Genomic DNA, 16,608 nt, shown 5'->3' with positions numbered 1-16,608 from the left:
GCCGCCGGTGGCCCGGCGGCGGTTTCACGGATCGCCGGGCCGGGTACCGCCGGACCGCCCGGACATCGACTCCGGCCGTCACGAGGAGGGCACCATGACCGTCCCCCTGCCGCCGCTGCCGCCCACCGCCGACGACGCGTACCGGCCGGGTGGGCGCAGCGTCGCCGACCTCGTGGACACCGAGCACCGGGCGCTGCTGGGGCTGGCCGACCGGGTCGCCGACCCGGCGCTGGACGCCGCCGCCCGGCGCGAGGTGCTCGACGTCCTGACCGCTGCGGTGTCCCGGCATCTGTCCGCCGAGGAGCAGTACCTGTTCCCGGCGGCCCGCGCCGCCATGCCGGACGCCGCCGAGCTGGTCGAGCGGGAGATCGAGGCCGACGCCGGGCTGCTGACCGCGCTCAAGGAACTGTCCGGAGCCGACGACCCGGCGGTCGCCGACGTGGCCGAGCGGGTACGCCGGCACGTCAGCCGCGTCGCGGCGCTGGTCACGCCCCTGCGCGAGGTGGCCAGCGACGCCGAGCTGATCCGGCTGGGCAACCGGTGGGAGATCGCGGAGGAGGCGGCGCCGACCCGGCCGCACCCCGGTACGCCCGCCACCCCGCCCTGGAACAAGATCGTCGAACCGGCGGTCGGTGTGCTGGACAAGGTGCGCGACGCGGTCACCGGACGGCGTACCCGGCTGAGTGACCTGGAACACCGCCGCCAGGGATGAGCCGATCGCCCCTTCCGTGTATCGGTTCGTGGTCCTACCGTCACGGTATGGATCTGGAGCTGCGACACCTGCGTGTGGTCTGCGCGATCGCGGAGACGGGGAGCGTCACCAAGGCCGCCTCGGCGCTCGGCCTTGCCCAGCCGGCGTTGACCGCCCAGCTTCAGCGGATCGAACGGGCGCTGGGCGGGCCGCTGTTCGAACGGGACCGCCGCGGCGCGCGCCCCACCGCGCTGGGCGAGCTGGTGCTGGACCGGGCCCGGGTGCTGCTGCCGGCGATGAAGGGCCTGCGGGACGAGGCGGCCCGGATGGCCGGTGCGGGCGATCCGCTGCGCCGGTACCGCTTCGGCGGGGTGAACAGCCCCATCCTGGGCCGGCTGGTGCACCGGCTCGCCGCCGAGCGGCCGGACGCGCAGATCACCACGTACGGCTCCTGGTCGGTGGACGAACTGGCGCAGATGGTGGCCGGCGGCCGGCTCGACTTCGCGCTGACCGGCGTGTGCGGCGACTCGGCCCCGTCGGCGGGGTTCGGGCTGAGCTGGCGGGAGGTGGCGGTCGAGCCGATCTGCGTGCTGCTGCCGCAGACCCACCCGCTGGCCGGCCGGCCCGAGGTCGACCTGGTCGATCTGCGCCGCGAGCGGTGGGTGGCCGCGCCGGGCGACGGCTGCTTCGGCGACTGCTTCGCCACCGCCTGCGCCCGCGCCGGCTTCACTCCGAAGAAGGTGTACGAGGCGGACGTGCGGGCCGCGCTGGACCTGGTGGACGCCGGCGAGGCGGTGGCGTTGTGCCAGGCCACGTTCCGTCCGGTGGCCGGGCTGGTCACCCGCCGGCTGGCCGGCACACCGCTGCGCTGGCGGCTGCTGCTGGGCTGGCATCCGGACGTGCCGGCCGCGGCGGTGGCCGAGCCGGTGCTGGCGGCGGCGGTCGCGGCGTACACCGACGCGCTGGCCAACCATCCGGAATATCTGGGCTGGCTGCTGGCGCACCCGGAGTTCGGCGTGCAGCCCAACGGCTCGGGCGGGGTGCGAATCGCCTGAACCCGGGTATCACCGGCGACATGACTGATCTGTATCCGGCCGCCGACCAGCGGGAGCTGCTGCGCCAGGCGGCCACCGCGCACACCACCGCCTCCGCCGAGGTGGAGGCGTTCCTGCGCCGGTTGCCGGAGGTGCCGGGTCCGGCCGACGTGACCGAGTACGCCAACCTGCTCAGCCGCGAGGAACGCGCCCGGGCCGACCGGCAGGCCGCGGCGGACGCGGCCGGGCTGCGGCTGCCCAGCCTGGAGTCGGAGTAGCCGGCGGCGCCCGGGCGGGTGATCCGCCCGGGCGCCGCCGTACCGGCTCAGCGTTCGACGAGCACGTCGTGGCCGAGGTCGAGCAGGGCGTGTCGCCACTCGTCGTCGGCGTTGCCCCGGCGTGGCCGCTGCGCGGTCAGCTCCCGGATCCGGGTGATCGCCTCCCGCATCACCTCGATGTCCTCCGGCGTGAGGTCCACCTTGCGCTTGCGCAGCACGGCGAGGATCTGCCGGCCGGGCTCGGGCAGGTCGAGGCCCGGGTCCGGACCGAACGCCTCCTCCCCCGAGCCGCGGGTCAGCAGCCACTGCCGCAGCGTCTCGGAGGGCACGTTCACCTCGGCGTGGAAGTCGTCCCAGATCACCTCGACCTCGGGGTCGAGTCGCGCCTCGCGTACCATCACGCCTCCTCTCCCGGCGGCGGCCCGGATGCCGGCTCGCCCTCGTTCGGTGTGTGCTGCTTCAGGCCTTCCGGCGGTACCCGCACCCGGGACGGGTTCGCCGTCGGGGCCGCCTCGATCGGCTCACCGGCCCCGGTGTCGTCGTCGGGGACTTCGTCGGGTTCGGTCATGTCCGCCCTCCGGTCCTTCGGTGGAGGTCCGTCCCGGCCCGGCCGGGACGGACCCCGGCCGGTCATCGGGGATGGGACGTGGTGGCCGGGGTGTAGCCCCGCTCACCGGCGGCGACGTCGAAGACGAGCTGACCGTCGCGGGTGTCGACGGTGACCTTCTGCCCCGGTGAGACCTCGTGCTCCAGCAACATCCGGGACAGCCGGTTGTCGACCTCGCGCTGGATCACGCGGCGCAGCGGTCGGGCGCCGAACTCGGGCTGGTAGCCGTGCTCGGCGAGCCAGTCGACGCCGGCGGTGCTGAAGTCGACCTGGATGTCCTGGGCGTGCATGCGGCGGCGGGTCTCCTCCAGCAGCAGCCCGGTGATCTGGCGCAGCTGCTCGGCCTCCAGCCGCTGAAAGATGATCACCTCGTCGATGCGGTTGAGGAACTCCGGGCGGAAGTTCTCCTGGAGCCGGCGCATCAGCCGCTCCCGCAGCTCGTCGCTCTCCTGCTCGCCCGGCGCCCCGGTGGCGAAGCCGACGGTGCGCTGGGTGCCGGTGATCAGCTCCGAGCCGAGGTTGCTGGTCATGATCAGGACGGTGTTCTTGAAGTTCACGGTGCGGCCCTGGCTGTCGGTGAGCCGGCCGTCGTCGAGCACCTGGAGCAGGATGTTGAACACGTCCGGGTGCGCCTTCTCGATCTCGTCCAGCAGCACCACCGCGTACGGGCGGCGGCGTACCGCCTCGGTGAGCTGGCCGGCCTCCTCGTAGCCGACGTACCCGGGCGGGGCGCCGACCAGCCGGCTGACCGTGTGCCGCTCCTGGAACTCGCTCATGTCCACCCGGACCATCCGGTCCGCCTCGCCGAACAGCGCCTCGGCCAGCGCGCGGGCCAGCTCGGTCTTGCCCACGCCGGTCGGGCCGAGGAACAGGAAGCTGCCCATCGGACGGTCCGGGTCGGCCAGCCCGGTACGGGACCGGCGTACCGCCTCGGAGACGGCGGTGACCGCGTCGTCCTGCCCGATCACCTTCTCGTGCAGGTGCCCCTCCAGGCGCAGCAGCCGGTCGCGTTCCTCCTCGGTGAGCTGGGTGACCGGGATGCCGGTGGACCGGGAGACGACCTCGGCGATCTCCGTCGGCCCCACCTCGGGTACGTGGCTGGGGCCCTCGTCGCCACGGGCGCGGCGGACCTGGTCCTCCAGCTCGGCGAGCCGGTCGCGCAACGCTGAGGCCCGCTCGTACTGCTCGTCGGAGACCGCCTGTTCCTTGTCCCGGCGCGTCTCGTCGAGCTGCTGCTCCAGCTCGCGTACGTCCTCGGCGGGGGTACGGGTGCGCAGCCGCACCCGGGCGCCGGCCTGGTCGATCAGGTCGATCGCCTTGTCCGGCAGGAACCGGTCGGTGACGTACCGGTCGGACAGCTCTGCGGCGGCCACCAGCGCCTCGTCGGTGAACCGGACCTGGTGGTGGGCCTCGTACCGGTCGCGCAGGCCGCGCAGGATCGAGATGGTGTCGTCGACGGTCGGCTCGGGCACGAGCACCGGCTGGAACCGGCGGGCCAGCGCGGCGTCCTTCTCGATGCTGCGCCGGTACTCGTCGAGCGTGGTCGCGCCGATCACCCGCAGCTCGCCGCGCGCCAGGGCCGGCTTGAGCATGTTCGAGGCGTCCATCCCGCCCTCGCTGCCGGCGCCGCCCGCACCGACCAGCGTGTGGATCTCGTCCAGGAAGATGATCAGCTCCTCGCGGTGGGCGCGGATCTCGTCGATCACCTTCTTCAGGCGCTCCTCGAAGTCGCCCCGGTAGCGGGTGCCGGCGACCAGGCCGGACAGGTCGAGCTGGATCACCCGCTTGCCGATCAGCGTCTGCGGCACGTCGCCGTCGCAGATCCGCTCCGCGAGGCCCTCCACGATCGCGGTCTTGCCGACACCGGCCTCACCGATCAGCACCGGGTTGTTCTTGGTCCGCCGGGACAGGATCTCCACCGCCTGCTCGATCTCGTCGGCCCGGCCGACGACCGGGTCGATCTGGTCCATCCGGGCCAGCTCGGTGAGGTCCTGGCCGTACTGGTCGAGCGTGGGGGTGCCCCGGTCCGGCCGCGGGGCGTTCGTCGCTCCGCGTTCGGCGCTGGCCGCCTGCAACGACTCGGGCTGGATCCGGCCGGCGGCGAGCATCCGGCCGGCCGGCGACTCCGGGTTCAGCGGCAACGCCATAAGGATGTGCTCGGGACCGATGTAGTTGGCGCCCATCGCGCGGGACAGCTGGTGGGCGTCGAGCAGCGCCCGCTTCGCGGCCGGCGTCAACGACAGGTTCGGCGGCACCTCGCCGCGCGGCGCGCCCTCACCGCGCCCGCCCAGCGCGCCCAGCAGCGCGTCCGGGTCGGCGCCGGCCCGGCGTACCAGGTCGCGCAGCGGCTCGCGCTGCAACGCCGCCCAGAGCAGGTGGTCGGTGTCCAGGTCGTTGCTGTGCTTCTGAGCGGCCCGGCGGGCCGCGTCGGCGAGCATCTCCCGGGCGTCCGCGGTCATCAGGCGCGTGATGTCGACCCGGTGCGCCGGCCGGCGTCCCCCCTCGCCCCGGCCGAAGTATCGGGCCAGGAACTCGTCCCAGGGGTCGTTGCCGAAGTCACCCGGTCCCATCATCTCGTCCTCCGCAGTCAGTCGGCACGACCGGCACCTGGCACGCGCGGCACGGTCGGCGGTGGCTACCCGGCGGTCGGCGCGACAAACGCGGCCGGATGGCAGGCTGGGGGCATGGAGAGCAGACCGCTGCTGATCGTGGACGGCGCGAACGTGGTGGGCTCGCGCCCGGACGGCTGGTGGCGGGACCGGGCCGGCGCGGCGGCCCGGCTGCGCGACGCGCTGGCGCCCGTCGGCGAGGCGGGCGTGCCGCCGGAGCTGCCGCCGCCGGTGCAGGTGGTGCTGGTGGTGGAGGGCGCGGCCCGGCACGTGGCGCCCGGGCCCGGCGTGGAGGTCGTCTCCGCACCCGGCTCCGGCGACGACACGATGGTCGAGCTGGTCGCCGCCGCGCCTGATCGGCGGCGGGTGGTCGTCACCGCCGACCGGGAGCTTCGCGAGCGGGTGGCCGCGCTCGGCGCGGAGGTACGCGGCCCGCGCTGGCTGGGCCGTTAGGCCGGCCGGTCCCGTCCGCAGGACCGAGCAGCCCGCCGACGGGACCAGCGGCGAGGTCTTCGCGCACGTCAGGACCGGAACCGGACAGCGGGGTCGCAACGCCGCGAGGGTGGATGTTCGTCCACCCGCCGGGATGGGTTGTAATGGAGATCTCTTCCGCCCCCAGGAGGTCCCCGTGGCGAGCGTCGCCGAGCTGAAGGCCGCCATCGATGTCGCTCTCCAGCAGATCGGTGACGGCCAGACAGCGGTGCAGGCAGCAGGCGAGAAGCTGGCCGAGGCGCAGCAGACGCTGGCCGGCGCGCTGGAGGGCAGCGGCCACGAGACGGTCGAGGCGGCCCAGGCGTCGCTGACACAGGCCGGCCAGGAGTTGGAGGAGTGTCTGGCCGCGACACTCGTCGCGGTGGAGCAGGCTCAGATCTACGTCGCGACGCTCTGAGGCCGGCCGTGTCCATCGTCGAGGACATCGGCGCGCAGGTGCGCGCCGCCGCCGAGGAACTGCCGCTGGCACAGCTCGCCGCCGCGCTGGAGAAGCTCGGCCAGGCGCAGGAGCGGCTGCGCTGGGTACGCCAGGAGTCGTCCGACCCGATGGGGGTGCCGGAGCTGTCCTCGGCCACCGAGCACGCCGAGACCGCCGGCTACGCGCTGCGCGTGGCGCAGGAGCAGCTCACCGCGTACCTGGCCGCGATCGGGCTGGCGCCGGACGGCGCGCGGCCGGCGCCGCCGGGCGAGCGGCCGCCGAAGCACGACACGCCACGCGGCGAGGACCCGCCCGCACCGGGCCCGGCCGCCGAGCCGGGCGAGCAGCCGGCGGTACGGCGCTGGTGGGCGGTGCGGGTGGCGGAGCTGACCGGCGGCCGGGAGGGCGCGCCGGACGAGCCGGACGAGCGCGTCGAGGACTCCCACGAGCTGCTGCGCCGGGTGGTCGCCGGGATCCGCTCCGGCGACCGGGACCGGCTGCACCGCGAGCTGCGCCGGGCGCACGCCGACGTGGGGCTGGGGCTGGCCGCGATCACCCCGCCGCTGCTGCGCGAGCTGGCCGGTGAGCTGCTCGGCCATCCGCCCCGCGCGGACGACCTGCCCCGGCTGCGCGGCGCGCTGGACTCCCGGGTCCGCGACCTGCTGCCCGGACTGCCGCGGCCGGTGCTGGACACGCTGCTGACCCGGGTGTGCCGGATGCCCCCGCCGCGCCGCGACGACGACGCGGAGCAGCCGCACGCGGCCGACCCGGCGGTCACCGCGGGCGTGCTCGCCGGCGTACTGCTCGACCGGCTCGGCCGGGATCTGCCCAAGGACACCGACGATCGGGAGCCGTCCCGTGGCTGACGTCCGCGCGCAACTGGTGACGCGGGTCCGGGGGATGCTCTCCGAGGCCCTGGGCGCCACCCGTACCCGGCTCACCGCCGCCGAGGCCGAGCTGGCCGCCGGGCGGGACCGGCTGGCCCGTACCCGTAAGGCCGCCGCGGCCGTTCCCGCCCGGGTGGGCGCCGCCCGCGACCGGCGCCTGGCCGAGATCGACGCCCGGCACACCGCCCGCCTCGCCGAGCTGGCCCGCCGGGCCGCCGCCGCCGCGGAGCGGGAGGCGCCGGGCGCGGCGTCCGCGCCCTGGGACCGCTGGCGGGCCACGCCCGCCGGCCGGTCCGAGCCGCCCGGCGCGTTGCGCGTCGGCACGGTACGCCTCGACGGCGCCGAACCGGTGCCGGCGCTGGTCCCGCTCCTGGACGCCGGACACGCGCACCTGGGCGGCGGCGACCGGGACGGGCTGGCCGCCGTGGTGCCCGCGCTGCTGCTGCGCTCGGTCGGGCGGGCCGACCCGGGCGCGGTACGGCTGTACGGGTACGACCCGGAGCACCTGGGCGGCGGCCTGGCCGGGTTCGCGCCGCTGGGCACGGCCGGGCTGCTCACGTTCGTCGGGCCGGGCGGACTGGGCCGGCTGCTGGACGACCTGGTGGAGCAGATCCGCCGGATCAACGCCACGGTTCTCGCCGGTGAGTACGGCTCGCTGCGCGAGCTGGCCGCCGCGACCGGACGCCGCCCGGAGCCGTGGCGGGTGGCGGTGCTGCTCGGCGGCGACGAGTTGTCCCGGCACGAGCGCGGCCAGCTCGACCGGGTGGTACGCACCGGGGCCGCCTGCGGCGTGCACCTGGTGGTCCGCGGCATCGAGTTGCCGGACGACCCGACTGTCACCCGGATCACCGTGGAGCCGGACGACGCCCGGGTGGCCGGGCTGCCGGTGGTGCTCGACGCGCCGCCGCCGCCCGCCCTGGTCACCGAGACGTGCCGTACCGTCGCCTCCCGGGTGGCCGCCGGCCCGCCGCCGACGCCGTTCACCGACCTGCTCCCGCCGCCGGACGAGTACTGGCGGGAGGACTCGGCGCACGGGCTCAGCGCCCCGGTCGGCGAGGGCCCGCACGGGCGGCAGGTGCTGCTCACGCTCGGCGACTACCCGCCGCACGCGTTGATCGGCGGTCCGTCCGGCACCGGCAAGACGAACCTGATCTTCGCCTGGATCGGTGCGCTCGCCGCCCGCTACTCCCCCGCCGAGCTGGAGTTCTATCTTCTGGACTTCAAGGAGGGCGTGTCCTTCGCCCGGTTCGCGCAGGGCCGGCGCGACCCGAGCTGGCTGCCGCACATGCGGCTGGTCGGCATCAACGTCAACACCGACCGGGAGTTCGGCCTGGCGCTGCTGCGCTTCCTCGCCGACGAGCTGCGCCGGCGCGCCGACGCGGCGAAGAAACACGAGGTCACCAAGCTGGCCGAGCTGCGCGCGGTGGACCCGGACGGGCACTGGCCGCGCATCGTGGCGGTGGTCGACGAGTTCCAGGCGCTGCTCGCCGGCCGGGACGTGGTCGCCCGGGAGGCCGCCGACCTGCTGGAGGACCTGGCCCGGCGGGGCCGGTCGCAGGGCATCCATCTGGTGCTCGCCTCGCAGGACGTGCGCGGCATCGAGGCGCTGTGGGGCCGGCCCGCGCTCGTCGCCCAGTTCACGCTGCGGATCGCGCTGCCGAAGGCGCTGCGCATCCTGGCCGAGCGCAACGACGCGGCGCAGTCGCTGCCCCGCCACCACGCGGTGATCAACGCCGAGTCGGGCCTGGCCGAGGGGAACGAGGTGGCCCGGATCCCGTCGGCGAGCGACTGGGAGACGTGGAGCGAGCTTCAGCACCGGCTGTGGCGGATGCGCCCGCAGGACGCCGCGCCGGCCCGGCTGTTCGACGGCGACGCGATCCCGAAGCTGGCCGACGCGCCGGACTTCCGCGCGCTGACCGCGCCGGAGCAGGGCGTGCCGCGCAGCCCGGTGGCGCTGCTCGGCGAGATCATCGACGTGCAGGCCCGCTCGGCGGCGCTGCGGCTGCCCCGCGCGCCCGGCCGCAACCTGGCGGTGCTGGGCACCCGGGTGGACGAGGCGTGCGCGGTGCTCGACGCGGCCGCCCGGTCGCTGGCCCGGCAGTACCGGCCCGGCACCGCCCGGTTCTCCATCGCCTGTTTGGACCCGGACGCCGACCCGGCCGCCCGCGCCCTGTACGAGGACCTGGAAGGCGACGCCTCCTGGTACGACGAGGAGACCGTGCCGGAGCTGATGGCCGAGGTGGGTGACGGGCTGGGCGCGCCGGGCGCGGCGCGTACCCCGCACTTTCTGCTGCTGTTCGCGGTGGACGCGGCGGCCGCGGCGCTCGCCGGCAAGGCCGGTACGCGGACCGGGCTGGAGCAGTTGCGCCGGATCCTGCACGACGGGCCGGAACGGCGTACGCACGTGCTGGCGTGGTGGCGTGGGGTGGCCCGGATGCGGGTCGACCTGGGCGGCGCGGGCGCGCGCACGGATCAGATCGGCGCCTGGGTGGCACTGGACGTGCAGGGCGGTGAGCTGGGCTCCTCGCTGTATCCGGGCAGCGGGGGGCCGGACTGGTATCCCCGGCCGTGGCGCGGTCTCTACTTCGACCGGGCGGTGCACCGCACGGGACAGGTGATCATCCCTTATGGTCCCTCCCGATGAACGAACCGGTTGCCAGTGAGACGTACAACGCGCAGATCCGCCGGCTCGCCGAGCTGACCGCCCGGGTGTCCGCTCAGCGGGCCGAGGCGCACACCTGGTACGCCCAGCAGGTGGCCGCCGCCGAACGGGCGGTGGCGGAGGCGATTGAGCAGGTGCGGCAGGCCGAGGCGGAGGTGGCCGAGGCGTCCCGGCTGGTGGAGCGCGTCGACGGCGAGGTGACTCACCTGTGGACGCAGTTGCGGGCCCGGCTGGGCATGGGCGCCCGGCGGCTCGGTGACCCGCCCGGCCCGGTACGCGGCGCCGCCGGTGACCCGGTGCCGCTGCTGCGGGCGGTCCGGCAGCTGCTGGAACGCACCGGGGCGCCGGGTGAGCTGCCCGGCTCGGTGAACCCGCTGCTGGTCGCGTGCGGCATCGGCGGGGCGCTGGTGGCGTACGCGCTGGGGGTGGGTGCGCGGGCGCTCGCCGCCGGTTCCAGCGGTGATCTGGCGGTGGGCCTGCCGGTGCTGGCGCTGGTGGTGACGCTGCTCGGTCCGGTGATCGGGCTGGCGCCGGCCCGGCTGCTGGCCGACCGCCGCCACGCGGTGCTGACGCCGCGCCCGATGATCCTGGTGGCCGCCTCCGGCCTGGTCACGACCCTGCTCCTGCTCACGGTGACCTACACCCGCTGACCACCGCCCCTCCCGCCGGCCCGCACGGCGTCGATCATGAGGTTGGCGGCGCGACACGCGTCGCACCGCCGGTCAACCTCATGATCGCGCCCGTCAGGCGGGGGTCAGGACCGCCTCCTTCAGCAGGCGGCGGGCCAGGGTCAGACGGTCGGCGTCGTCGTCCAGGCCGGGCAGGTCGCCGACCCTCGTCACCTCGCCGGTGAGCAGCGCGCGCAGCGCGGCCTCGCAGGTGCCGGGCAGCGTGAGCGTCCGGTCGGGCACGCGCAGCGTGACCCGTCCGTCGACGGCCGGGGTGAGCTGCCAGCGCAGTCCGCCACGCACCGCCACCTCGCTGTCCGCGCTCAGCCGGGCCAGCGCCTCGGCCTGGGCCAGCGGCCGGATCGGCGCCGGGCGGGAGGCCGGCCAGACGCGGGCGCGCAGCCGGCCCGCCACCGCCGCCGGGTCGGCGCGCAGCAGCCAGTCGCGCAACGCCTCGACGGTCTCGGTCAGCTCCGGCTCGATCGCGTCCGGGTCGGCCAGGTCGAGCCCGAACGGCAGGCTCGCGCGCAGCCGCGCGTCCTCGGCGGCGAGCGCGAGCAGCTCCTCGACCACGGCGTACCGGGTCAGCGCCCGGATGCCCACTGTCAGGTGCAGCGAGCTGGACTCCTGCGCCTGGGCGCTGTGCAGCCAGCCGCGCGGCAGGTAGAGCGCGTCGCCCGGTTCGAGCACGACGTCCAGCTCGGGGCGCCCGTCGGCGGTCGCGGAGACCTCGTCGGCCCGGCCGCCCCAGGGCTGGCGCTCCAGCGGGTCGGCCAGCACCGGCGGGTGGATCCGCCAGTGCTTGCGTCCGTCCACCTGGAGCACGAACACGTCGTGGGTGTCGTAGTGGGTGGCGAAGCCCTGGCTGCCGGCCGGGGTCAGGTAGGCGTTCACCTGCAGCGGCTGGGCCAGCGCGGCGCCGAGGTCGCGGACGAAGTCGACGAGCGCCGGCCAGGTTCGGTGCAGGCCCTGCAACACCAGCGTCGCGCCGTCGGCGTACAGCGCCAGCACCTTCTCGTCGAGGACCTGGTCGCCGATCTCGGCGCCCGCGCCACCGCCGCCGGTGTAGCGCGCCGCCGGCACCAGCTGGCCGTCCTTCGCGACCCTGAGGAACGGGGTACGAAGGCCGCGACGGCTGAGCAACTCGTCGGCGTCGGCGGGGCTGAGCAGGTCGGTGAAGCCGTCCGGGTTGGGCAGTTCGGCGGCGCGGGACAGCAGCGGGCTGCGCCCCCAGTGGTCGGCGGCGAACTTGGCCGGCTCCACCGCCACGCACCGGGCCAGCGCCTCGGTCGCGGACAACGGAACCGCCGGGCGGCCGTGGCCACCCGGCGGGTCGACGTGCGTGGTGCTCATGTGTCAGGCGCTGCCGTCGGCGCCGCCGTCGTGCTGGCCGGGGGTCGCGCCGCCGTCGGCCGGACCCTCCGCGCTGCCGTCCGCGCCACCGTCGTGCTGACCCGGGGTCGCGCCGCCGTCAGCGGGGCCCTCGGCGCCGCCGTCCGCGCCACCGTCGTGCTGACCCGGGGTCGCGCCGCCGTCGGCCGGACCCTCGGCGCCGCCGTCCGCGCCACCGTCGTGCTGACCCGGGGTCGCACCGCCGTCGGCCGGGCCCTCCAGGCCGCTGCCGCCGCTGCTCTGGATGTCGTCGTCGTTCAATGCCATGGGTGCTCCCTCGGTGTGCCGCCCCGCGTGGTGCCGGGGTCCGTGTGCAGCGGGTGGTACCCCACGCCCGATCTTCTCTAACCACACCGTAGACGCCCGGACGCCGCCGCACGGACGGTTCCCGGGGCAAGCGGCCGGACCGGGCGGATGCCAGGATGGCGGGAGGACGACGCGAGGAGACGCACGTGACGCAGCCGGAGCCCCTCACCCCGCTGACCGAGGACTGGCAGCGGGCGCTCGCAGTGGTGGCCCACCCCGACGACCTGGAGTTCGGCGCCGCCGCCGCGGTGGCCCGGTGGACCGGGCAGGGCAAGGAGGTCGTGTACTGCCTGCTCACCAGCGGCGAGGCGGGCATCGACGGGATGTCGCCGGAGCGCGCCCGCGTGGTGCGCGAGGAGGAGCAACGCGCTTCCGCCGCCGTGGTCGGGGTGTCGCAGGTCGAGTTCCTCGGCCTGCCCGACGGGCTGCTGGAGTACGGCGTGCCGCTGCGCCGCGCGATCGCCGAGGTGGTGCGCCGGCACCGGCCGGACGTGGTGCTGACGAACAACTTCCGGGAGACCTGGGACGGGGCGTACGCGCTGAACCAGGCCGACCACATCGCCTGCGGCCGGGCCACGCTGGACGCGGTCCGCGACGCCGGCAACCGGTGGATCTTCCCGGATCAGCTCACCGGCGGCACGCAGCCGTGGTCGCGGGTCCGCGAGGTGTGGGCGGCCGGGTCGCCGGCGGCCCGGCACGGGGTGGACGTGACGGACACGTTCGACAGGGGCGTCGCGTCGCTGCGGGCCCACGGTGCATACCTGAGCGGCCTCGGCGACGGCAGCTTCGACGCCGAGGAGTTCCTGGAGGGCATGGCCAGGCCGGCCGGGCGCCGGCTCGGCGCGCGGTTCGGCGCCACGTTCGAGGTCTTCCCGATCAACCTTCAGTAGGGCACGGAGATGTTCCTGGTCGGCACATCGGGCTGGCAGTACCGGGACTGGCGGGAGCGGTTCTACCCGGCCGGGCTGCCACAGCGGCGCTGGCTGGAGCACTTCGCCGCGCGGTTCGCCACGGTCGAGGTGAACAACGCGTTCTACCGGCTGCCGGAGCGGGACACATTCGTCGCGTGGCGGGAGCGTACGCCCGGCGACTTCTGCGTGGCGGTGAAGATGAGCCGTTACCTGACCCACGTGAAGCGGCTGCGCGACCCGGCCGAGCCGGTGGCCCGTTTCCTCGACCGGGCGTCCGGGCTGGGCGACCGGCTGGGGCCGGTGCTGGTGCAGCTCCCGCCGACGCTGCGGGCCGACCCGGACGCGCTGGCCGGCGTGCTGCGCCTGTTCCCCGCCGACGTGCGGGTGGCGGTCGAGCCGCGGCATCCGTCGTGGTGGACCGACGAGACCCGGCGGGTGCTGGAACGGCACCGGGCGGCGCTGGTCTGGGCCGACCGGCTCAGCCGGCCGGTGACCCCGCTGTGGCGCACCACCGACTTCGGTTACCTGCGGCTGCACGAGGGCCGGGCCCGGCCGTGGCCGCGCTACGGCCGGGCCGCGCTGGCCGGCTGGGCGCGCCGGCTGGCCGGGGCGTTCGGCGACGGCGAACCGGCGTACGTCTACTTCAACAACGACCCGGGCGGCGCGGCGATCGTCGACGCGGTCGCGTTCGCCGGACTGGCCCGGCGGGCCGGGCTGCCGGTGTCGCGGACACCTGCGGCCCGCCCCGCCGAGGGGGCGGGACGGGCCGGGCCGGTGCCGGATCAGGGAATCATCTGACGCAGGTCACCCGGCATGGTGGCCTTCACGTCCTCCCACTCGCCCTGGGTGACGTGCCGGCGCAGCGTGTCCAGCACGACCTGCACCACCCGCTGCGCGCCGCCTTCGACGTCGTACGGGAAGCCCTGGCGCACCTCGTACAGGAAGTCGTCGCGGTTGAGCTTGATCGGCACGTTCTCCGGCTGCCAGCCGTCGAAGTAGATCCCGCGCACCAGCACCGGCAACTGCTGGGCGAACTCGGTGCTCTCCTGCACCGGCAGCCGGTCCCGCAGCAGGTGCAGCACGGTACGCAGCGCCGCGTAGGACTGGTTGCGCCGTTCCTTCGGCCAGCCGTACGCGGACTCGATCTCCTTGAGGATCACGTTCGTCTTGTCCAGCGAGGACTCGAACGCGGACAACAGCTGTTCGGCCATCGGGCTCACCCCCGTGCTTCGGTCTCCCAGCGTCGGTCGTCGGCGCGGCGCGGCGGACCGCTGGGGCCCCGCCACAACCGGGTCGGGCTGAACCGGCCGGGCCGTTCGCCCCGCCGTGCCGCCTCGGAGCTGCCGACCACGTGCAGTACGCCACCGCGGCGTCGGTCCGCCACCACCCGTACCGTCATGACCCACCTCCTCGTCACGGCGCCCGAGCCGGCGCCCACTGCCCATGCTGCGGCGGGCGCGGGTGAGCCGGCCTCACCCGTACCGGGTGAGACGCTCAGGCGTCCAGCAGGCCCGCGAGCGTGGTGCCGTTGCGCTGCGCGTAGTCCTGGTAGCAGTTGTTCATCAGCACGTGCGTCTGCTCGGCCTGGCCGGCCAGCTCGCGCAGCTTCGGCGCCCAGTCGCGCAGCTCCCGCTTGGAGTAGTCGTAGCCGAACTTCTCGTGGATGTCCTTGCTGGTCCACTTGTCGCTGTGCCCGTGGAACCGGACCACCGCGAGGTCAGCGGTGGCCGCCAGCACCGGGGGGATGGACGACTTGTGTCCCTGCGGCATGTCCACGCAGACGAACGGCAGCTCGTGCTCGCGCAGGAAACCGAGCGTCTCCTCGGCGTTGTCGCCGTCGAACCAGGAGGCGTGCCGGAACTCGAAGACCGGGCGCAGCGGCGCGCACCGCCGCGCCACTTCCAGCAGGTACTGCTTGTTGGCCCGCTTGATGGTGAACCAGGGCGGGAACTGGAACAGCAACGCGCCCAGCTTGCCGGCCTCGACGAGCGGGTCGAGTGCGGACAGGAACCGGGTCCAGACCTCCTCGTACGCCTGCGCGGGCAGGTCGTCCGGGTAGACGTTGCGCTTGTCGGTCTCGGGGCGCAGGTCCTTGTAGAGCGCGGAGACGCGGGTGGGGTGGCCGGTCAGCAGGCTGAACGCCTTGACGTTGAACGTGAACCCGGCCGGGGTGCGCTCGGCCCACAGCCGGGCGGTCCGCTCGGCCGGTGGCGAGTAGTAGGTGGCGTCCACCTCGACCAGCGGGAACTGCCGGGCGTAGTAGGACAGCCGCTTCTCCGGCGTGTCGGCGCTCGCCGGGTACCAGCCGGAGTCGAGCAGGGTCCGGTCGGTCCACGAGGCGGTGCCCACCTTTATCTCACCCATGGCAGGAGTCCACCGCGTCGGGGACCGACCGGCAACCGGAGCGGCGTTCAGGCCGCCCGCCGCTCCCGGGTCTGCTTGCAGGCCACGCAGGAGGTGGCGGACGGGAAGATCTCCAGCCGCTCCACCGGGATCGGGGCGGTGCAGCCCTCGCAGAAGCCGTAGGTGCCCTCGTCCAGGCGGGTCAGCGCGTGCTCGAACTGCGCCCGCCGCTCCAGGATGGTGCGCAGCAGCGACTGGGCGGTGTCCCGCTCGGCGGTCTTGGTGCCGCTGTCGGCCTGGTCGTCGCCGGCGGTGTCGCCGACCTCCACCAGCCGCAGCACGTGGCTCTGCGCCAGCGTGTGCTCGTACTCGGCGGTCAGCTCGTCGTACCGCGACCGCAGGGACTGCCGGATCTGGTCGGCCTCCGCCTGGGAGCGGCCGGTGGCTGTCGTGTCGTGGACGAGCATCGCTGCCTGCCTTTCCTACGTCCTCATACCGGACCGGGGCGGCCAGCGCCCCGGACCCGGTCCGACTGTGGAAGCGCGGGCTACGAGATCACCCGTGCTCTGTGAGCCGGGCGATTACCCCCGCCCACGGCGGGCCAAACCGGCTATTTCCTGAGTGTTTCCGGTGAGTCCGCAGCCGCTGGTCAGGCGGCCTCGACGAGTGCCGGACGGCGCGGGTCGTCGGCCCGGACCACCACGTCGGCGAAGGACGCGGGGACGACCTCGTCGGCGTAGCGGGCGAAGGCGGGCAGCGTCCAGCGCAGCGCCGGGTCGGTACGCCGCGCGAGCGCCGCCGGGGAGAGCACGAGATGGACCGTGACGTCGAACGGCAGCGCGCCGCCGAGCAGCAGCGCACCGCTGACCAGGACCACGCCGCCGGGCGGCAGATCCACGTACGCGGCCCGGCTGGCCCGGTCGGCGGCGGCGTCCCACAGCGACGGCAGCAGCCGGCCCGAGCCGTCCGGACCGGCCGGGTCGAGCACCTCGCGGCGCAGCCCCGGTTCGTCGAGCCAGCCCTCGTAGTAGGCGTCCGGGTTGGTGCGGCCGTACTCCAGGCGTACCGAGGCGGGGCGGAGGAAGTCGTCGGCGCGGACGTGCAGCACCGGCCGGCCGGCGGCGCGCAGCGGGTCGACGAGCGCTTCGGCGAGCGCGTCCGGCCCGGCGGCGGGCGGGCCGTCCACGGCGACCCGCAGCCGGCCGGGCGTCCCGGTGCGGGCGAGACGCCCGGCCAGCTCGGTGACGAGCAGGTCGGGGCTGATCGGGCGCACGCGCATCGGACCATCGTGCCGCGCGGGCGCGCCGGTC

20 protein-coding genes are annotated in these 16,608 nt (G+C 75.0%); 10 read left to right on the top strand and 10 right to left on the bottom strand.

The annotated features are described in order from the left end of the window. Positions 1-94: 94 nt before the first annotated feature. Genes F8279_RS07695 through F8279_RS07685 form a run of 3 tightly spaced genes read left to right on the top strand, consistent with a single transcriptional unit; the run spans position 95 to position 2,003 of the window. A complete protein-coding gene (locus F8279_RS07695; protein WP_091428188.1) occupies positions 95-712 on the top strand; it encodes a hemerythrin domain-containing protein in 618 nt (205 codons plus the stop codon). Positions 713-759: 47 nt separating this feature from the next. Next, positions 760-1,746 (top strand): LysR family transcriptional regulator, encoded by a 987-nt coding sequence (locus F8279_RS07690; RefSeq protein WP_091428021.1) that lies wholly within the window; start codon positions 760-762, stop codon positions 1,744-1,746. A 20-nt stretch (positions 1,747-1,766) separates the two neighbouring features. After that, positions 1,767-2,003: a hypothetical protein gene (locus F8279_RS07685; RefSeq protein WP_013476980.1), complete on the top strand. Its 237-nt coding sequence runs from the start codon at positions 1,767-1,769 to the stop codon at positions 2,001-2,003. A gap of 47 nt (positions 2,004-2,050) precedes the next feature. On the opposite strand, the gene F8279_RS07680 is transcribed toward F8279_RS07685, so the two are convergent. From F8279_RS07680 to F8279_RS07675, 3 genes are all read right to left on the bottom strand, one after another. Next, complete coding sequence (locus F8279_RS07680; protein WP_091428019.1) at positions 2,051-2,401, bottom strand: DUF3140 domain-containing protein; 351 nt, start codon at positions 2,399-2,401, stop codon at positions 2,051-2,053. Continuing rightward, the gene (locus tag F8279_RS30220; RefSeq protein ID WP_175438916.1) at positions 2,401-2,571 is read right to left on the bottom strand and encodes a hypothetical protein; all 171 of its coding nucleotides are present in this window, start codon (positions 2,569-2,571) and stop codon (positions 2,401-2,403) included. Before F8279_RS30220 ends, F8279_RS07680 begins: the two co-directional genes overlap by 1 nt. Positions 2,572-2,633: 62 nt before the next feature. Further along, on the bottom strand, positions 2,634-5,183 hold the full coding sequence (locus F8279_RS07675; protein ID WP_091428017.1) for an ATP-dependent Clp protease ATP-binding subunit: 2,550 nt from the start codon (positions 5,181-5,183) through the stop codon (positions 2,634-2,636). Positions 5,184-5,294: 111 nt separating this feature from the next. Here F8279_RS07675 and F8279_RS07670 point away from each other — a divergent pair, with 111 nt between their 5' ends. The 5 genes from F8279_RS07670 (at position 5,295) to F8279_RS07650 (ending at position 10,328) form a co-directional block, all read left to right on the top strand. Continuing rightward, positions 5,295-5,672: a hypothetical protein gene (locus F8279_RS07670; RefSeq protein ID WP_151499489.1), complete on the top strand. Its 378-nt coding sequence runs from the start codon at positions 5,295-5,297 to the stop codon at positions 5,670-5,672. A 175-nt stretch (positions 5,673-5,847) separates the two neighbouring features. Further along, a complete protein-coding gene (locus F8279_RS07665; protein WP_091428014.1) occupies positions 5,848-6,108 on the top strand; it encodes a hypothetical protein in 261 nt (86 codons plus the stop codon). Positions 6,109-6,116: 8 nt separating this feature from the next. Then, entirely contained in the window at positions 6,117-6,995 is an 879-nt protein-coding gene (locus F8279_RS07660) for a hypothetical protein (RefSeq protein ID WP_091428012.1), read from the top strand. Then, on the top strand, positions 6,988-9,660 hold the full coding sequence (locus F8279_RS07655) for an FtsK/SpoIIIE domain-containing protein (protein ID WP_151499488.1): 2,673 nt from the start codon (positions 6,988-6,990) through the stop codon (positions 9,658-9,660). Before F8279_RS07660 ends, F8279_RS07655 begins: the two co-directional genes overlap by 8 nt. Then, the gene (locus F8279_RS07650) at positions 9,657-10,328 is read left to right on the top strand and encodes a hypothetical protein (RefSeq protein ID WP_091428008.1); all 672 of its coding nucleotides are present in this window, start codon (positions 9,657-9,659) and stop codon (positions 10,326-10,328) included. Before F8279_RS07655 ends, F8279_RS07650 begins: the two co-directional genes overlap by 4 nt. Positions 10,329-10,421: 93 nt before the next feature. Here the strand turns inward: F8279_RS07650 and F8279_RS07645 are convergent, their stop codons facing one another. Continuing rightward, positions 10,422-11,699 carry a cupin domain-containing protein gene (locus tag F8279_RS07645; RefSeq protein WP_091428007.1) on the bottom strand — a complete coding sequence of 426 codons (1,278 nt, stop codon included), beginning with the start codon at positions 11,697-11,699 and terminating at the stop codon, positions 10,422-10,424. A 3-nt stretch (positions 11,700-11,702) separates the two neighbouring features. Continuing rightward, on the bottom strand, positions 11,703-12,005 hold the full coding sequence (locus F8279_RS07640) for a hypothetical protein (RefSeq protein ID WP_026268594.1): 303 nt from the start codon (positions 12,003-12,005) through the stop codon (positions 11,703-11,705). 185 nt (positions 12,006-12,190) lie between these two features. Here F8279_RS07640 and F8279_RS07635 point away from each other — a divergent pair, with 185 nt between their 5' ends. Both F8279_RS07635 and F8279_RS07630 read left to right on the top strand, forming a co-directional pair. Further along, complete coding sequence (locus tag F8279_RS07635) at positions 12,191-12,934, top strand: PIG-L deacetylase family protein (RefSeq protein ID WP_151499487.1); 744 nt, start codon at positions 12,191-12,193, stop codon at positions 12,932-12,934. A gap of 9 nt (positions 12,935-12,943) precedes the next feature. Next, entirely contained in the window at positions 12,944-13,753 is an 810-nt protein-coding gene (locus tag F8279_RS07630; protein ID WP_151499486.1) for a DUF72 domain-containing protein, read from the top strand. Here F8279_RS07630 and F8279_RS07625 read toward each other — a convergent pair. The 5 genes from F8279_RS07625 to F8279_RS07605 all read right to left on the bottom strand — a co-directional run bounded on the left by F8279_RS07625 (position 13,738) and on the right by F8279_RS07605 (position 16,577). Further along, positions 13,738-14,166: a DUF2267 domain-containing protein gene (locus F8279_RS07625; protein ID WP_091428002.1), complete on the bottom strand. Its 429-nt coding sequence runs from the start codon at positions 14,164-14,166 to the stop codon at positions 13,738-13,740. The genes F8279_RS07630 and F8279_RS07625 overlap by 16 nt on opposite strands. 5 nt (positions 14,167-14,171) lie before the next feature. Next, entirely contained in the window at positions 14,172-14,354 is a 183-nt protein-coding gene (locus F8279_RS07620) for a hypothetical protein (RefSeq protein WP_013476990.1), read from the bottom strand. A 95-nt stretch (positions 14,355-14,449) separates the two neighbouring features. Beyond that, positions 14,450-15,319, bottom strand: coding sequence for a DUF72 domain-containing protein (locus F8279_RS07615; protein WP_091428000.1), 870 nt, complete (start codon positions 15,317-15,319; stop codon positions 14,450-14,452). Between the two features lie 47 nt (positions 15,320-15,366). Beyond that, a complete protein-coding gene (locus F8279_RS07610) occupies positions 15,367-15,765 on the bottom strand; it encodes a TraR/DksA C4-type zinc finger protein (protein WP_073829706.1) in 399 nt (132 codons plus the stop codon). A 182-nt stretch (positions 15,766-15,947) separates the two neighbouring features. After that, positions 15,948-16,577 (bottom strand): uridine kinase, encoded by a 630-nt coding sequence (locus F8279_RS07605; RefSeq protein WP_151499485.1) that lies wholly within the window; start codon positions 16,575-16,577, stop codon positions 15,948-15,950. Positions 16,578-16,608: the final 31 nt, after the last annotated feature.

Source organism: Micromonospora sp. AMSO1212t (assembly GCF_008868145.1).
Classification (GTDB): domain Bacteria; phylum Actinomycetota; class Actinomycetes; order Mycobacteriales; family Micromonosporaceae; genus Micromonospora; species Micromonospora tulbaghiae.
The sequence above is the reverse complement of the archived record's forward strand: the minus strand, read 5'-3'. Positions and strand labels throughout refer to the sequence as shown.